This is a genomic window from Candidatus Defluviilinea gracilis (assembly GCF_057138825.1).
Genome location: NZ_DBNHEF010000051.1, coordinates 18,648 through 33,093, shown reverse-complemented (window position 1 = coordinate 33,093; position 14,446 = coordinate 18,648). Strand labels below are relative to the sequence as shown.

At 54.4% G+C, this 14,446-nt stretch carries 12 protein-coding genes; 5 read left to right on the top strand and 7 right to left on the bottom strand.

Annotated elements, in window-relative coordinates:
* Nucleotides 1-59 precede the first annotated feature (59 nt).
* The 5 genes from AC16KF_RS07490 to AC16KF_RS07470 all read right to left on the bottom strand — a co-directional run bounded on the left by AC16KF_RS07490 (nt 60) and on the right by AC16KF_RS07470 (nt 3,983).
* Nucleotides 60-401, bottom strand: coding sequence for a type II toxin-antitoxin system PemK/MazF family toxin (locus AC16KF_RS07490; RefSeq protein WP_484036720.1), 342 nt, complete (start codon nt 399-401; stop codon nt 60-62).
* Entirely contained in the window at nt 401-637 is a 237-nt protein-coding gene (locus AC16KF_RS07485) for a ChpI protein (RefSeq protein WP_484036682.1), read from the bottom strand. Before AC16KF_RS07485 ends, AC16KF_RS07490 begins: the two co-directional genes overlap by 1 nt.
* Nucleotides 638-696: 59 nt before the next feature.
* Nucleotides 697-1,800: an endolytic transglycosylase MltG gene (mltG, locus tag AC16KF_RS07480; protein ID WP_484036681.1), complete on the bottom strand. Its 1,104-nt coding sequence runs from the start codon at nt 1,798-1,800 to the stop codon at nt 697-699.
* Nucleotides 1,801-1,894: 94 nt separating this feature from the next.
* Nucleotides 1,895-2,305, bottom strand: coding sequence for a Holliday junction resolvase RuvX (gene ruvX / locus AC16KF_RS07475; RefSeq protein WP_484036680.1), 411 nt, complete (start codon nt 2,303-2,305; stop codon nt 1,895-1,897).
* A 187-nt stretch (nt 2,306-2,492) separates the two neighbouring features.
* Nucleotides 2,493-3,983: a baseplate J/gp47 family protein gene (locus AC16KF_RS07470; RefSeq protein WP_484036679.1), complete on the bottom strand. Its 1,491-nt coding sequence runs from the start codon at nt 3,981-3,983 to the stop codon at nt 2,493-2,495.
* Between the two features lie 167 nt (nt 3,984-4,150).
* On the opposite strand from AC16KF_RS07470, the gene AC16KF_RS07465 reads away from it, so the two are divergent.
* Together AC16KF_RS07465 and AC16KF_RS07460 are read left to right on the top strand one after the other, a co-directional pair.
* The gene (locus AC16KF_RS07465) at nt 4,151-4,942 is read left to right on the top strand and encodes an HAD family hydrolase (RefSeq protein ID WP_484036678.1); all 792 of its coding nucleotides are present in this window, start codon (nt 4,151-4,153) and stop codon (nt 4,940-4,942) included.
* A 71-nt stretch (nt 4,943-5,013) separates the two neighbouring features.
* On the top strand, nt 5,014-5,802 hold the full coding sequence (locus AC16KF_RS07460; protein ID WP_484036677.1) for a methyltransferase domain-containing protein: 789 nt from the start codon (nt 5,014-5,016) through the stop codon (nt 5,800-5,802).
* Nucleotides 5,803-5,861: 59 nt separating this feature from the next.
* Here the strand turns inward: AC16KF_RS07460 and AC16KF_RS07455 are convergent, their stop codons facing one another.
* Together AC16KF_RS07455 and alaS are read right to left on the bottom strand one after the other, a co-directional pair.
* Nucleotides 5,862-6,398, bottom strand: a complete 537-nt coding sequence (locus tag AC16KF_RS07455) for a hypothetical protein (RefSeq protein ID WP_484036676.1) — start codon at nt 6,396-6,398, stop codon at nt 5,862-5,864.
* A 102-nt stretch (nt 6,399-6,500) separates the two neighbouring features.
* Nucleotides 6,501-9,269, bottom strand: a complete 2,769-nt coding sequence (gene alaS, locus AC16KF_RS07450) for an alanine--tRNA ligase (RefSeq protein ID WP_484036675.1) — start codon at nt 9,267-9,269, stop codon at nt 6,501-6,503.
* Nucleotides 9,270-9,572: 303 nt separating this feature from the next.
* On the opposite strand from alaS, the gene AC16KF_RS07445 reads away from it, so the two are divergent.
* The 3 genes from AC16KF_RS07445 (at nt 9,573) to AC16KF_RS07435 (ending at nt 14,445) form a co-directional block, all read left to right on the top strand.
* Complete coding sequence (locus AC16KF_RS07445; RefSeq protein ID WP_484036674.1) at nt 9,573-10,370, top strand: TapB family protein; 798 nt, start codon at nt 9,573-9,575, stop codon at nt 10,368-10,370.
* 340 nt (nt 10,371-10,710) lie between these two features.
* Nucleotides 10,711-13,254, top strand: a complete 2,544-nt coding sequence (locus tag AC16KF_RS07440) for a DUF7507 domain-containing protein (protein WP_484036673.1) — start codon at nt 10,711-10,713, stop codon at nt 13,252-13,254.
* A gap of 126 nt (nt 13,255-13,380) precedes the next feature.
* A complete protein-coding gene (locus tag AC16KF_RS07435) occupies nt 13,381-14,445 on the top strand; it encodes an alpha/beta hydrolase family protein (RefSeq protein ID WP_484036672.1) in 1,065 nt (354 codons plus the stop codon).
* Nucleotide 14,446: the final 1 nt, after the last annotated feature.

Here is a 14,446-nt window from a genome sequence, read left to right as displayed (position 1 = left end):
AGAAATGTTGCAAGATGTTCCCCAAATTGTTGATTGGTAAAATTTACGCCGAATGTCTTTTAGCCTAACCCCATGACCAAGCGCAAACCCGCTTCAACTTGTTCGAGAAGATAAATTGGCAGATCACCGATCTTCTCGGTCAGAAAACTTTTGTCCACTGTTAGGACCTGCGAGACATTCGCAATCGAATCTTTGGATAAGCCTGTGGCTTTTAGTGGCAAAAATACATTTCCAGGCGCGTTTGTTAATTTGAGATTGGATGTGATGACAACAACAATCGCAGTTGCAATGCGACTGCGATTGAAATCATCGGACTGAACGACCAACACTGGGCGGCGAAAACCAGGTTCTGAGCCTGTAGGTTCGGGCAGGTCTGCCCACCAAATTTCCCCGCGTTGAATTACCACTGTTCTCCATCCAGCGATACGACCTGCATCGTCACTATCTCAGGCTCAAGCGCCGAGGGTTCATTGGCATAGACCTGATCCAAAGTCTCTGTGATGTTTTCCGTTTCATGTTCTGCCACATACGCATTCAGTGCGGCGGTATACAACTCGCTCAGCGAAACTCCCATTTTTTTAGCAAGGTTTTGCGCGGCATGGAAAACTGGATTGGGGATGGAAATGTCAGATTTCATAGTTCACCTATTTTTACAAGACAAGCAACCTTCGACATTATACCTCGCGTCGAAGCCATTTACTCACATCCATTCGCCACATGCTCCTCGAATGTCTCCGCAAAGGAGTGATACCCTGAACCGTCGCACTTGGCACGGAAGAAGAAGTACGGCGTCTCAGCAGGGAACGCGACCGCTTGCAGAGAATCCAAATCGGGATTGGAGATCGGCGCGGGCGGCAAACCTGCGTAGACGTATGTGTTGAATGGCGAGTCGAATTGCAGGTCGTCCAAACTGAGCGGATTCTTCCACCACGTTCCAGCGGCGAAATCAAACCCCAGCGCGTATTGCACGGTCGGGTCGGCTTCGAGTTTCATCCCGATATTCAAACGATTGAGATAGACCGAAGCGATTAACGGCTTCTCTTCATCCTGCACAGCTTCGCGCTCCACAATGGACGCGACGATCACGGCTTGATACACCGTCAGTCCTTGTTGTTCAAAACCGTGAGTCAACTCGGAAGTGAGTTTCAGCGAAAAGTTGCGGAGAAGTTCATCCATCAATTCGTTGACCGATATGTTGCGCGAAAGGATGTACGAATCGGGGAATAGAAATCCTTCGAGAGAGTCTGCGCCGTCGAGAAAATCGTAATCGTTGCGCCGATTCCGCGCGGCGGCGAGAAATTCGTCGGGCGTGATTGCCAAGCCCGAGGTCGGGAGAGACGCGGCGATCTCCTCCATCCGCCAGCCTGCGAGGACAGTGAATGTCGCTTCGGTGGCGCTCGCGTCTTGAATCTCCCGCGCAATGTCAATCGCGGACATCGCCGCGCTGAGTTTGTACTCGCCCGCTTGAATGGACGTGTCCAGCCCCGAATACACCAAATAGTCGCGGAACGATTCAGCGTCGCGGATCAATGCCGCATCTTGCAGACTCGCCGCGATCGAACTCACCGACTGCCCCGACTCGATTCTGAAATTCCGTTCGCTCGCCTCGCCATTCAGCGGACGCGTGAGCAAGCCGTCGTACCACAACAATCGCGCGGAATATTGCGCGCGCTGGAATATCGTCAGCCACGGCGCGGGCGGACCGTAAATCCGCGCGGCTTCGGAGGGAATGGCGATGAAGGCAACGAGAAAACAGAGAATTGTGAGAATTAAGAGAATTGGGAGGATGAGTTTGCGCATGGGGGCTGGGTAAACACGGAAACAGGTTGTAACTCGTATCTCGTAATTCGTATCTCGTACCTCACCTTACGCAGTACGCAGTACGCAGTACCTTTCACTTCCGCGACTCTAAATAGGAACGGAGTATCACCACCGCCGCCAACGAATCGTGGTGCCCCGCGCGTTTCTTGCGCGAGACGCCCATTTCGACGACCGCCGTGCGCGCGTCTTGCGTGCTGAACGATTCGTCGAACAACTCCACAGGGATGTGAGTCTGCCCGCGCAACGCGTCGGCGAATTTCGCGGCGCGCCTGCCTGCCAGATTCGGTTTGCCTTCTTCGTCAAACGATTGACCGACGACGATCAAGCCGACCTCATTTTCAGCGGCAAGATTCGCCACCTGCGCCGCGTCGAGCAGACGGGAAACATGCTCGATCACTTTGAATGGGCTGGCAATCGTCGCGGTCGGGTCGCTGAGCGCGAGACCGATCCGCTTTTCGCCATGGTCAACTGCTAGGATACGCATTGGGGTAAATCACCGTAGATAGGTAGACACGGAAACAAGTAAACAAGTAAACAGGTAGACAGGTAGACAGGTAGACAGGTAGACAGGTAACATGAAACATGAATCTTGAAACTCACTACTTTCCACTTTCTTCTTTCCTCTTTCATCGTTTCGACACAGCTCAACGCAAGCCTTCATAATTCATCCTTCACTCCGTAACCACCTCAATCCGAAACGGCAACAACGGAATCCACTTCCACCACGAGGGGAACATTGAAATCACTGGCTCGCTTTCCCAATCAAACGACTCGTCCAAGCGTGCACGCCCTTCATTCACGCTCAAGCCGCGAATCAATGTTGCGATCTGCGCGACGTCAACCGATTGAACGATCTGCCTCTCGGCGCGCAACTGCCAACGCGTAGAATCGTCTTCACTTAACACAGGTAAGCCAACGGATTCAGTTTTCACGTTGGATGATGCAACGCGAAAGCCCGAAGGGAGAGAAGCGTTCAACGCAAGCGAGGCAAGCTCACTCAAGTCTGAAGCGGAGGCGTAACGCGTGGAATATTCCACTTGCAAGGTCAACGTCAACGTGGTTCCAGCCGCGCCCGCAGGCGGATCAAATTCTTCCAACAAAATTTGCGAGATGGAAATCGTTTTATCAAAAAGAATATCGCCCGAACCAACATCGTTCAAAAATTTTATACGCGCGTCTTCGTCGAGAGATTTCATCAACAACTCTTTCGCGCGCGCGCGATCCGCATCGCTCGCCTGCACAGACGATTGTTCGCGCCCGCCTTCCGTCGGCTCGGGGTTCGTGACCGAAAGCGAAAGCCCCAGCGCGCCGCGAATGACGATCAACGACTCTGCGGGCAGGTTGCCGATCGCGCCGCTCTCCACCGCCTCGACGGGAATCTCAAGTTCTTTGCCGACGCCCGCCGCGATGATGCCGTCTTCAAGAGTCACAAATTGCACGAGCGCGTCACGCGCCGCCTCCACAATTGTGCCAGCGGGTATCGTCACCGCGTTCGACGTGAGATTGCGAAACACAACAACGCCAGTCGCTTTCGATTGCGGCACAACGCCCTCGCCCGTCACCACAACCGTTTGCGCGCCGTCGAGAATGATTCGTTTTTCACGCGCAGGGATGTTGCCCGTCACAAAAACAGACTCGGTCGATTCACTCGCGATCACAGGGATCACAATGCTTTGCGTTTCAGTGATCGGTTTCAATCGGATTTGCGCGCGCGGGATGAACAACGCGACGATGAGAAACACCGACATCACGCCGACGATGAACGCGCCAAGCCGTGTAGCGGGATGCGCGCGCCACGCTTCTTCTCGGACTTGAACCTGCTCCCGCTTCTCACGCAGATTCTTCGCTGGAGGCTTTCGCGTCAACCTCTTCGGCGGATTCTGCGCCCACGCCTCTTTCTGCGCCTCCGCCGTTGACTCAAAAACAGGGATGCCCAACTCTTCGGCGTCTGCGCGCACGCGCCTTGTGCGAGTCACCAACCCCACCTGCGCGCCAAGTGACGACGCGTGCCGTTGCAAAACTTTCAAGTCCGCTTGACGAAGCGCGATCTTCTCGAACTTGGGCGCCACCAACAAAATGCGCGGCGTCTTCGCCCACGACATCCTGTCGCGGACGGAGATGAGGTCATCGTGCGATTCGAGGGTGATGATCTTGGTCTTCATTGCGAATAATTATAACTTGAGCCGCATCCACAGCGACGACATATCCTGCACTGGGCGTATGACGAGCGCGGGAAGAGAAAAAAACAAGTACAATATGCGCCGCTTCAAAATCCACATCAGTGAATATGACCCGCATCCAATGCGGGTCATATTTTGGGAGAACTCTTTTGTTTAACGATTTAAAACACTTTCGAGCGCAAGCGATCATTTTCGACAAGGACGGCACGCTCATTGACTTTGACGCAATGTGGGGCGGATGGGCGCTCTATCTGGCGGAACAATTACATCGGGCAAGCGGCATCCAAGTGCGCGACGCGTTATGCGACGCGTTCGGTTACGATCAAGCGTCGAAAAAAGTCCTGGCGCATGGCATGATGGCGGCTTCGCCAATGGGTAAGTTGCGCCAATTGACCGTCGAGGTCATGCAGGCGCAGGGGCTATCCGCTGAACAGGCGGAACGAGTCGTGGATGAAGGCTGGTGCATCCCCGACCCTGTAATTTCGGCAAAACAATTCACCGACACGTGGGCGTTATTCAGCAAACTGCATCAGCAGAATATCAAGATCGGCATCGCCACCTCCGACGACCGCGCGCCGACTCAGGCGATGATCGAAGCGTTCGACATCGAAGACTTCATCACGACGATGGTCTGCTCGGACGATGGAATCCCCTCCAAGCCCGCGCCCGAAATGGTGACAACGATCTGCCAGCGCATGAACATTGAACCATCGAAGGTGATGGTGATCGGCGATACCACGTCGGATTTGAAGATGGGACGCGCGGCAGGCGCGGGTTTAGTGGTCGGCGTCCTTTCGGGAGTCTCCGCTGCAAAGGATTTGATCCCGTTTGCCGATGTGATCATCGATTCGGTGGATGACCTGCATGCGTATGTAGAGTCGCTGGCGGGGAACGAAAGCATCGATCCGCAAAACGGCTTGAACCCCGATTTTGCTTTTTGACACTTCCACAAAGACCCTCACGGTTGTAGAAATCTCGAGGGTCTAATTTTTATTTTCAAAGGAAACAATCCATGGACATTCTGGACGAAACCCACATCGCCTCTTCCGTAGAGGAACACAGCGCGCAATTGGACGCCAGCCAATATACGCGCGAAGGCATTTTGAAATATGAGAAGATCTACGGTCATGCTTTCGTCAGCACCGGCGGACTGGACAGCACGCGCGAGATCATAAAAATGCTGAATTTGAAACCGGGGATGGAAGTGCTGGATATCGGCTCCGGTCTCGGCGGCTCGGCGTTCCACATGGCTCAGGAGTACGGCGCGCATGTTCACGGGCTGGACCTATCGCACAACATGCTGTCGCTTGCCAACGAACGTTTGCAGGAATTGAATCTCGATTCGCGCGTGACCTTTGAGTTTGGCGACATCCTCGAGAGCCGCTTCGACTCAAAGTACGATGTGGCATACAGCCGCGACGCGTTCCTGCACATCCCTGAAAAAGCGAAGTTATTCCAAACGCTCAAGCGCGCGCTCAAACCGGGCGGCTTGTTATTCTTCACCGATTACTGCTGGGGTGAAGGCAAACACAGCGACGAATTTCTCGCCTACGTTGCGCAACGCGGCTACGACCTGTATACCGTCGGCGAGTACGGCAGACTCATCGAGCAGGCGGGCTTCGTCGAAGTGCGGGCAATGGATAAGACTCCGCTCTTTGGCGATTACCTCGAACTCGAACTGGCGAAACTGCCCAACGACGGCTCGCTCCCTGAGATCAGAAAATCGTGGCAGGAAAAACTCGTCCGCAACCGCAGAGGGGAACAAGGCTGGGGTTGGTTTATGGCGCGGCGTGGAAAATAGCAAACAGACAAAAAAAGAGACAGGCGATACGCCTGTCTCTTTTCGATATTACGTTCGAACTACTGTGTAAACGACATCCACACGACAATTCCATCGTCCGCGCCGGCAACTGTAACCGTCAGAAACTTATCGTCTTGCGAGTAGACCAGCAAAGCGCCCTGCTCGTCCGACGTGGTCACCATCGGCGACCAGCCGGCAGCGCCCAAGTTGCTGGTATAAAAATCTGCCGCTTCTTTGGCTGTGCCCGTGAACTTGAAACTGTAATTGTTCGCGTCGAATTCCTGTCCAGCCGTCGCCTGCGGCATGATCGGGATGCCGTTCCATTCAGCCACCGGCGTCCCTTGCGGGTCGAAGTAATTTCCGATCTGCGCGATCTCGCTGGGCAGGGCTTCCAACGTTCCGAGCGGCATGGTAGTCGCCAAAGCCTCCAGCGTTTCCATGGGCATGGCGCTCGCAAAAGAACTCACATCAGACGCAACAGCCTGCGCGGTGTTCGCCGCATTTTTTACGTCGTTGACCGGGTTGGAGATCAGCGAACAGGCGAGCAGGAAAACGAGAACCAGCGTAAACATTGAAACTTTAAATAGTCGTGACATTCGAACTCCTTTTGAGATAATCATAATCCCATCTATTTTTCCAAGTAGAGGGAAGAATGTACTACACAACAAAGGGCAGACCCATTAGTCTGCCCTACAGTTTTACTTCAATTTTTCTTCGACGACTTTCGCAACTTTACTCAACGCCTCTTTGGCATCGCCAGCGAGACTCCCCTGCGCCATGTTGGGACGCCCGCCGCCCTTGCCGCCGATACCCGTGATGAGATCGCCCGCCTTGAGTCCGCGCTTGACGAGATCCTCGGTCACTACCGCGATGACGGCTGACCCAGTTATCAGTAGAGCGACTCCACCCTTCGGATATTTCTCGCGGAACTTGTCGGCGAGCATACGGAGTGTGTCTGCATTGGAATCGGGTATCTCTGCCGCGAGGATGTGCGTATCTTTTACAACTTGGAGATTAGAGACTAGAGACTGGAAGGATGAAAGCGCGGCTTGGGCGCGAAGACTCGCAAGTTCCTTTTTCAGCTCGGCGATCTCGCTTTGTCCGCTTTCCACTTTCTGAGGGACTTCATCCACCGAAGTCTTCAACAACGCCGCGGATTGTTTCAACGTTTTGAATCGCTTCGCAATCAACTCATACGCGCCGCGACCCGTCACCGCTTCGATGCGCCGCACATTCGCCGCGACCGAACCTTCGCTCACAATGAGGAACGCGCCGATGTCCGATGTCCGTTCGAGGTGCGTGCCGCCGCAGAGTTCGTAGGAATACTTTGTTCGTCCAGCAGTTGAACTGCTGGACGAACTTTCCAAACCTTCCAGAATCGAAATCGTCCGCACAGTCTCGCCGTATTTCTCACCAAACAACGCCATCGCGCCTTCTTTTTTAGCTTCCTCCAGCGACTTGCTTTCTTTTTTCACGGGCATATCTGCCGCGATAGCATCGTTGACCATGTGTTCGATACGATCAAGTTGCTCGGAAGTCAATGCTTCGGGGTGGTTAAAGTCAAAGCGCAGGCGGTCGGGCGCGACCAATGAACCTGCTTGCGTGGCTTGGTCACTCAGCACGGTGTGCAATGCTTTGTGCAAGAGATGAGTGGCGGTGTGATTCCGCATGATGTCGTGGCGGCGGGTCAAGTCCACTTCGGCGATGGCGTTGTCGCCCACTTTAGGTTGACCCGAAATGACCGTGCCAACGTGAACGATCACACCCGCCGAAGCGCGCCGCATGGAGGAGATTTCAATTTCCCACCCCCCTCCGGCTCCCCCCATTTTCTCCGAAAATGGGGGGAGAGATTTGATGTATCCCATATCATCCACCTGCCCGCCCGACTCAATGTAGAAGCCGGTCTTTGGCAAAATCACTTGGACTTGATCGTCGAGCGAAGCAGAATCAACACTCTCGCCATTTACGATCAGAGCGAGAACTTTACCCTCCACGTGCGGGCTGTTGTACGGATCATATTCAACGCCGTTCGCGCCAAGCTTCTTCTTCGATTGTAAGTCTTTCAAAATCTCGGCAAAGAATTCCGCATCTTCGCCGCCGAGTTTGCCCATGGCTTTTCCGCCGCCGGAGGCAAGCGCGTGTTTCTCCTTTGCTTCGTTGAATCCTTTTTCGTCCACGTCGAGTCCTTGCTCGCGGGCGATGTCGCGGGAGATTTCGAAGGGAAGTCCATAAGTGGCGTAGAGGTCGAAGGCGCGATGCCCATCGAGAATTAGAGAATTGGAGGATTTCAGGTCGGCGAGCAGAGTCTCAAGGTGAGCCGTGCCAGCCTCCACCGTCCGCGCGAAGCGGATCTCTTCACGAGTCAAATTATCCAAAATGGCGGGCTGAGCCTTTTTGAGTTCGGGATAAAAATCTCCGTAGTAATTGATCACCGCCTGGGCGACTTTGGCGAGGAAGGGATCGTTCAACCCGATCTTCGAGCCGAAGCGCGCGGCGCGGCGGATGATCATGCGCGCCACGTAGTTGCGACCCGCGTTGCCTGGCACGACCCCATCCGCGATGAGGAACGCGGCAGAACGGACGTGATCGCAGATGACGCGATACGGCGTGAAATTATCGAGCATTTCTTTTTCGCTGTGACCGGTGAGGCTTCGCAACACGTCAAGAGAGTCGGCGAAGAGGTCGGTCTTGTAATTCGAGTCCACGCCCTGCAATACGGACACGATGCGCTCGAAGCCCATGCCGGTATCCACGTGTTTTTGCGGAAGCGGCTCGAGGCGTCCGTCGTCGAATAAGTTGTATTGGATGAAGACGTTGTTCCAGAGTTCGAGGTAGCGCGTACATTCGCCGTTCACGCCGCAGACGTGGTCGGTGCCGCGCAGGTTATCGAACTCTTCGCCGCGATCTAAATGGATCTCGGAACACGGACCGCATGGACCGGTCTCTGCCATCTGCCAGAAGTTATCTTTACGACCAAAATACAAAACATGACTAGGGTCGAAGCCGGGTTGCGCCTTCCATGCGTCAGCCGCTTCATCATCGCGCGGAACATTGCCTTTGTCGTCTTCAAAACAGGTGGCGTAAATTTTATCTTTGGGCAAACCCCACACTTCGGTGAGCAGTTGCCACGACCAGGCGATGGCTTCTTTTTTGTAGTAATCGCCGAACGACCAGTTGCCAAGCATCTCAAAGAAAGTGTGATGCGTGTCGTCGCGTCCCACGTCTTCGAGGTCGTTGTGCTTGCCTGCCACACGCATACACTTCTGCGAATCAACGGCGCGGGTGTAGGGTTTTTTGTCGGTGCCGATAAAGACATCCTTAAACTGAACCATGCCCGAATTGGTGAAAAGAAGCGTGCTGTCGCCGCCCGGGACGAGCGACATCGAAGGCACGGCGGTATGTCCATGCTCGACGAAGAAGTCAATGAAGGTCTGGCGGATTTCGTTGCCGGTAAGTTTTTTGCTCATGAGAACTCCACAATTTTGACAATGACGGGCGAATTATACCAAGCGGGTGAAACAAAAATCCCGAACCTGTTGGGTTCGGGACTGGTCGTTATCATTCAGCCTCAAGCCGTGACAGATTCACAGGACGCGCAATGTAGCGGCGGCAGAGGATGTGAAGTTGATTTTCATTGAGCGAGATTATACGAGGCATGGCAGATTTTGGGGAGGGGTTTATCCTCCATTCTTCCTAAATTCAGACTTTCCTAAACTGAGAGGACTATACTCGATTCGAACGTTTACCCAAACAAGAAGGAGTGATACATCATGAAACAAAGAACATTTTCCATCGTGTTCGCCGCCAGTGTTCTGATACTTTCCACATTGGCATGTAATGTAGGGAGCCAAGCGCCTACCGAGGAGACCCAGCCGCAAGGAGGAAACTCGACAGAAACCGCGCCGCAGGAAGACCAATCTTCTTCCAATATTTCTCGCGGCGCATGTGATAATCCTTATCTGCCCATTGTTCAAGGCGCGACATGGAACTACAGCATGACCGGCGACGTTGCCGACACGTATATCCACAGCGTCATTTCCGTTGAAGCGAGTAGTTTCAGTGAACAAGATGTCTTTGGCACGGGAGTCACCCGCCAGGGATATTGGAACTGCGACGACGGCGCGTTGATCATGCTCGATCCGAGCGCCGACACATCCGGGACCGTGAGTACAGAAAAGGCTACCGCCGATTTCAAAACCACTTCGTCAAGCGGAGTTACTTTGCCCGCAACGATCAAGCCTGGCGACACGTGGGAGCAAGCCATAACCCTCGAAGGGACGGAAGATATCGGCGGCAATCAGATCCCCGCAAAAAATGAATTCACCAATTCGTGCAAAGCAGTCGGGGTTGAATCGGTGACCGTCCCTGCGGGGACGTTCGACGCCATGCGCGTGGACTGTCAGACGAACATGAACATCACGATCACCATGGCGAACACCCCGGTGACAACTGCGCTCAAATTTACCACGACGAGTTGGTATGCGGAAAATGTCGGCGCGGTCAAAACAGCCAAAACAGGCGACGGCGGGAACAGCGTCATCGAATTGACTTCCTATAACATTCCATAGAAATAAAAAACGGATTTCAAAAAACTCACCTAAAATTAGGTGAGTTTTTTGATTCAAGACAGCCATGCCAATTTAATGAACAAGCCAAAAACTGGGCAGGGCTTTCTTATAAGTCGCGGTTAACGATCTCTTTGGACACGGATTGCACGGAAGTCACGGATTTCTCCGTAACAAACGGAAGAAAATCCGTCCAATCCGTGTACGAAAAAAAGGCATGGTTTGATTTTAAGAAAGCCGTGAACTGGGAACCGTTGGTTGTAAAATCCCGTCAAAATGACTATACTAAACCAACGAACGGGTACTTCCCGCCTCACTGGCAGAAAGGGAAAGGGTACTGAGGATGAGCACATTCAAGAGATTTATCGTATTGGGGGTCGCTACTTCATTAATTCTTTATGGCTGTATCACGCGCCCAACGGCAACGCCAGAGGAGATTACAGAGCCTGCAAACTTTTCAGGCGATATTCCATCGGTTGGCTTGGCGGTTGTGGCGGTCAATGGCACAACCGTGTTCAACACGGTCGGGCAAACGATCAACTACTCGTATTCGGTGAAAAACACGGGCAACCCAACCCTCACCGGCCCTGTAACCGTTGCGGACAATAGGACGACTCCACCTGTCTGTATAGCGGTCAACACCGTAGGAAATCTCGATAACAACCTCGACAAAGACGAGACCGTCACCTGCACATCGGCTTATACCATCACCCAAAACGATCTCAACGCCGGTTCGGTGGTGAGTACCGCCACAGCGCAAGTCGGCGGAATCAACTCGAACACTGCCACAACCACCGTGCCCATGGCGGCGGTAAACAAGGCGCTCACTGTGACGGTTACGCCGAACACAACCGCCTACAACGCTGTGGGGCAGATCATCACCTACTCGTATGGCGTAAAAAATACAGGCGCGGCTTCGATCGGTCCCGATCAATTCAAAGTGACCGACAGCAAGCAAACCGCGCAGGTTAACTGCGACGTTGCCAACCGAACGCTGGGTCCCGGAGAATCGATCTCGTGCTCGGCGCAATATATCGTCACCCAGGCCGACCTGGATGCGGCAAACATCACCAATACAGTCACCGCTTCAGGCGGAGGCGTTACCTCGCCGGCGGTGAATGGCGTGGTCACAAAAGGCGTAATCACCGGCGGCAATTACACCAAAGGCTCGAACATTTCCCACACCGTGGTGAGCGGCGAATGGCTGTATCAGATCGCCCGTTGTTATGGCGCGGACATCAATGCGACGCTTGCCGCCAACCCGCAGATCCCTAACCTGCATTACATCCTGCCCGCAATGACCGTGAACGTCCCCAATATCGGCTCGAAAGGGACGATCTTCGGACCTCCCTGCGCGGGATACTACGTGGCGCAAATTGGCGACACTTGGGAAAATATCGCAACGCGATTTAATGCGGATGTAGTCGTTTTGAAAGCGGCAAACAGAACCATCGTTTCTCCATCCCTGGGGAACTGCCTCAAGATCCCGTTGAATTCCGCCGGGGGAGCCACGCCGGCTCAAACCGTAATCACAGCCTGCCCATCCACCTCGCCGGTCACGCCCCAACCCGGAGCAGACATTCGCATCACCTTCCCGTCCGGAAGCACAGGCACAACCGTTGTTGGTTCGGTCACCGGCACAGCGACCGTCCGCTATCTGTTGGCGGTCTCACAAGGGCAAACGCTCACAGTAAAACTAACGGGTCCCGCGAACACCCTCACCATGGGCATTACCGCCGCCGGCGGAACTGTGCTCAAGGCGCAAGACGCCAACGCCACATTCACGGGAACTGTCCCCACGTCAGGCGATACCATTATTACTGTTACCGGCGCCGAAGCTTCCACCAAACAATTCTCGCTTGAAGTATCGGCAGTCACTCCGGCAACCACCTCCTTCGAACGCGTGGCAGACATTAACCCCGGACCCCCAAATTCCGACCCGGCGTTCCTCGCAAACTTCAATGGGCAGTTATTCTTCCGCGCCACAGGCAACAACAATGCCGGCGCCGAACTATGGAGATACGACCCCACCACGAAACTCCCCACCATCGCAGACGACATTAACCCAGGACCCACCGGCTCCGATCCCGCGTACCTCACCTCATATAATGGCGCGTTGTATTTCAGGGCAAACGGCGGAGACGGCAACGGCGCAGAACTCTGGCGCTGGAACGGCTCCGATTCCGGCAGGGTGGCTGAGATCAATGCCGGCGCGGCGGACGCCAACCCGGCTTACCTGACCGTGTTCAACAACTTCCTATACTTCAGCGCGACAGGTTCGGATGGCAAAGGGAATGAATTGTGGCGAACGGATGGCACCTCCACCCAGTTGATCGCAGACATCAACGGCTCGGGCGATTCGAACCCCTCGCATTTGGCGGTATTCAACAACGCCTTGTACTTCAGCGCCGTCAGCGCGGACGGCAAAGGCGTGGAGTTGTATAAGTTCGACGGAACAACCGCACCCGTCCGCGTGAGCGACATCAACCCCGACGCGGGCAACGCCAACCCCGCCTATCTCACCTTATTCAACAACGCCCTATACTTCAGCGCCATCAGCAACGACGCCAAGGGCATCGAGTTGTGGAAATATGATGGGACAAACAACCCCGTCCGCGTAACCGATATCAACCCCGAGGCGGGCGACGCCGCCCCATCCTTCCTCACCGTTTTCAGCGGCTCGTTATATTTCAGCGCCATCAGCAACGACGGGAAAGGGATCGAGTTGTGGAAATTCGACGGCGCCTCCCCGAAACTCGTCGGCGACGTGAACCCGGCAGGCAACGACGGTCCTGCGTATTTGGTCGTCTTCAACAACGAGTTGCTCTTCCAGGCAAACGGCAACGACAACGCCGGCGTCGAACTGTGGAAACTCAAAGGACAATAAACCAATCAACTCACAAAAGCCCTCGCCGCAACGAGGGCTTTTTGATTCAACCCAAAATGGGAAACCGCCAGGGAGTAATAATCAAACAAAAAAAAGCGTCGTAACGGCATGAAAAAATTACGCGCCATGAATTTCATTCTCCTGACGGGCTTCCTCCTCTTGAACTCCTGCGGGACGACAAGCAACGCTTCCTTTCCGACAAGTGAAGTTGCTTCAGCCACCTCGACCCCTCCGCCGCCCACACAAACACCCCCGCCAACCTCCACATTCACCGCCTCCCCAACCGCCACACCCATCCCGCATCCGCTATCGATCGATGCCATGCGCGCGCGCGACTACCCCGGCAGTGACGTCGTGATCGAAACCACGCTCGACCCCGGCGTAAACTACAACCGCTTCATCGTCTCCTACCTCTCCGAGGGACTCAAAATCTACGCGCTGATGACCGTGCCCACCGGCGAAAAACCCGCCGATGGCTGGCCCGTTGTAATCTTCAACCATGGATACATTCCCCCGGACGTGTACGTCACCACCGAACGGTACGTCGCATACGTTGACCTGATCGCGCGCAACGGATACATCGTCTTCCGCTCCGATTATCGCGGACACGGCAACTCAGAAGGCGAAGCGCGCGGCGCGTACAGCAACCCCGATTACACCGTAGATATTTTGAACGCCGTCGCATCCATGAAAAAATATCCCGGCGCCGACCCGAATCGCATCGGCATGTGGGGACACTCCATGGGCGGCTACATCACCTTGCGCTCCATGGTTATCACGAAGGATATCAAAGCCGGCGTGATCTGGGCTGGCGTGGTCGGTTCATATCCCGACCTTCTATACAACTGGCGTCGCGGAACAGGCGCCTCCCCCGACTCGGCGCCGCGCCCGGGTTCGTGGCGATCTACCTACGTAGATCAGTTTGGCTCGCCGGAACAAAACCCGGTGTTTTGGAATTCCATCTCGGCAAACTCATATCTCGCCGACATCTCCGGTCCGATCCAATTGCACCATGGCACAAACGACACGGACGTGCCGCTGTTATTTTCGGAAAACCTTTTCTTTCAAATGCTGGACGCCCAACAATATGTGGAACTGTACAAGTACGAGGGCGATAACCACAACATCTCGAACTACTTTAGCACGGCAATGCAACGGACCATCGAGTTCTTTGATCGGTACTTGAAATAAC

Bases quoted from the DNA above. Each gene is read 5' to 3' on its own strand.
- AC16KF_RS07485 (WP_484036682.1), bottom strand. From the start codon at position 637: ATGAAATCTGACATTTCCATCCCCAATCCAGTTTTCCATGCCGCGCAA.
- AC16KF_RS07440 (WP_484036673.1), top strand. From the start codon at position 10,711: ATGAGCACATTCAAGAGATTTATCGTATTGGGGGTCGCTACTTCATTA.
- ruvX (WP_484036680.1), bottom strand. From the start codon at position 2,305: ATGCGTATCCTAGCAGTTGACCATGGCGAAAAGCGGATCGGTCTCGCG.
- AC16KF_RS07455 (WP_484036676.1), bottom strand. From the start codon at position 6,398: ATGTCACGACTATTTAAAGTTTCAATGTTTACGCTGGTTCTCGTTTTC.
- AC16KF_RS07460 (WP_484036677.1), top strand. From the start codon at position 5,014: ATGGACATTCTGGACGAAACCCACATCGCCTCTTCCGTAGAGGAACAC.
- AC16KF_RS07470 (WP_484036679.1), bottom strand. From the start codon at position 3,983: ATGAAGACCAAGATCATCACCCTCGAATCGCACGATGACCTCATCTCC.
- alaS (WP_484036675.1), bottom strand. From the start codon at position 9,269: ATGAGCAAAAAACTTACCGGCAACGAAATCCGCCAGACCTTCATTGAC.
- AC16KF_RS07445 (WP_484036674.1), top strand. From the start codon at position 9,573: ATGAAACAAAGAACATTTTCCATCGTGTTCGCCGCCAGTGTTCTGATA.
- AC16KF_RS07435 (WP_484036672.1), top strand. From the start codon at position 13,381: ATGAATTTCATTCTCCTGACGGGCTTCCTCCTCTTGAACTCCTGCGGG.
- mltG (WP_484036681.1), bottom strand. From the start codon at position 1,800: ATGCGCAAACTCATCCTCCCAATTCTCTTAATTCTCACAATTCTCTGT.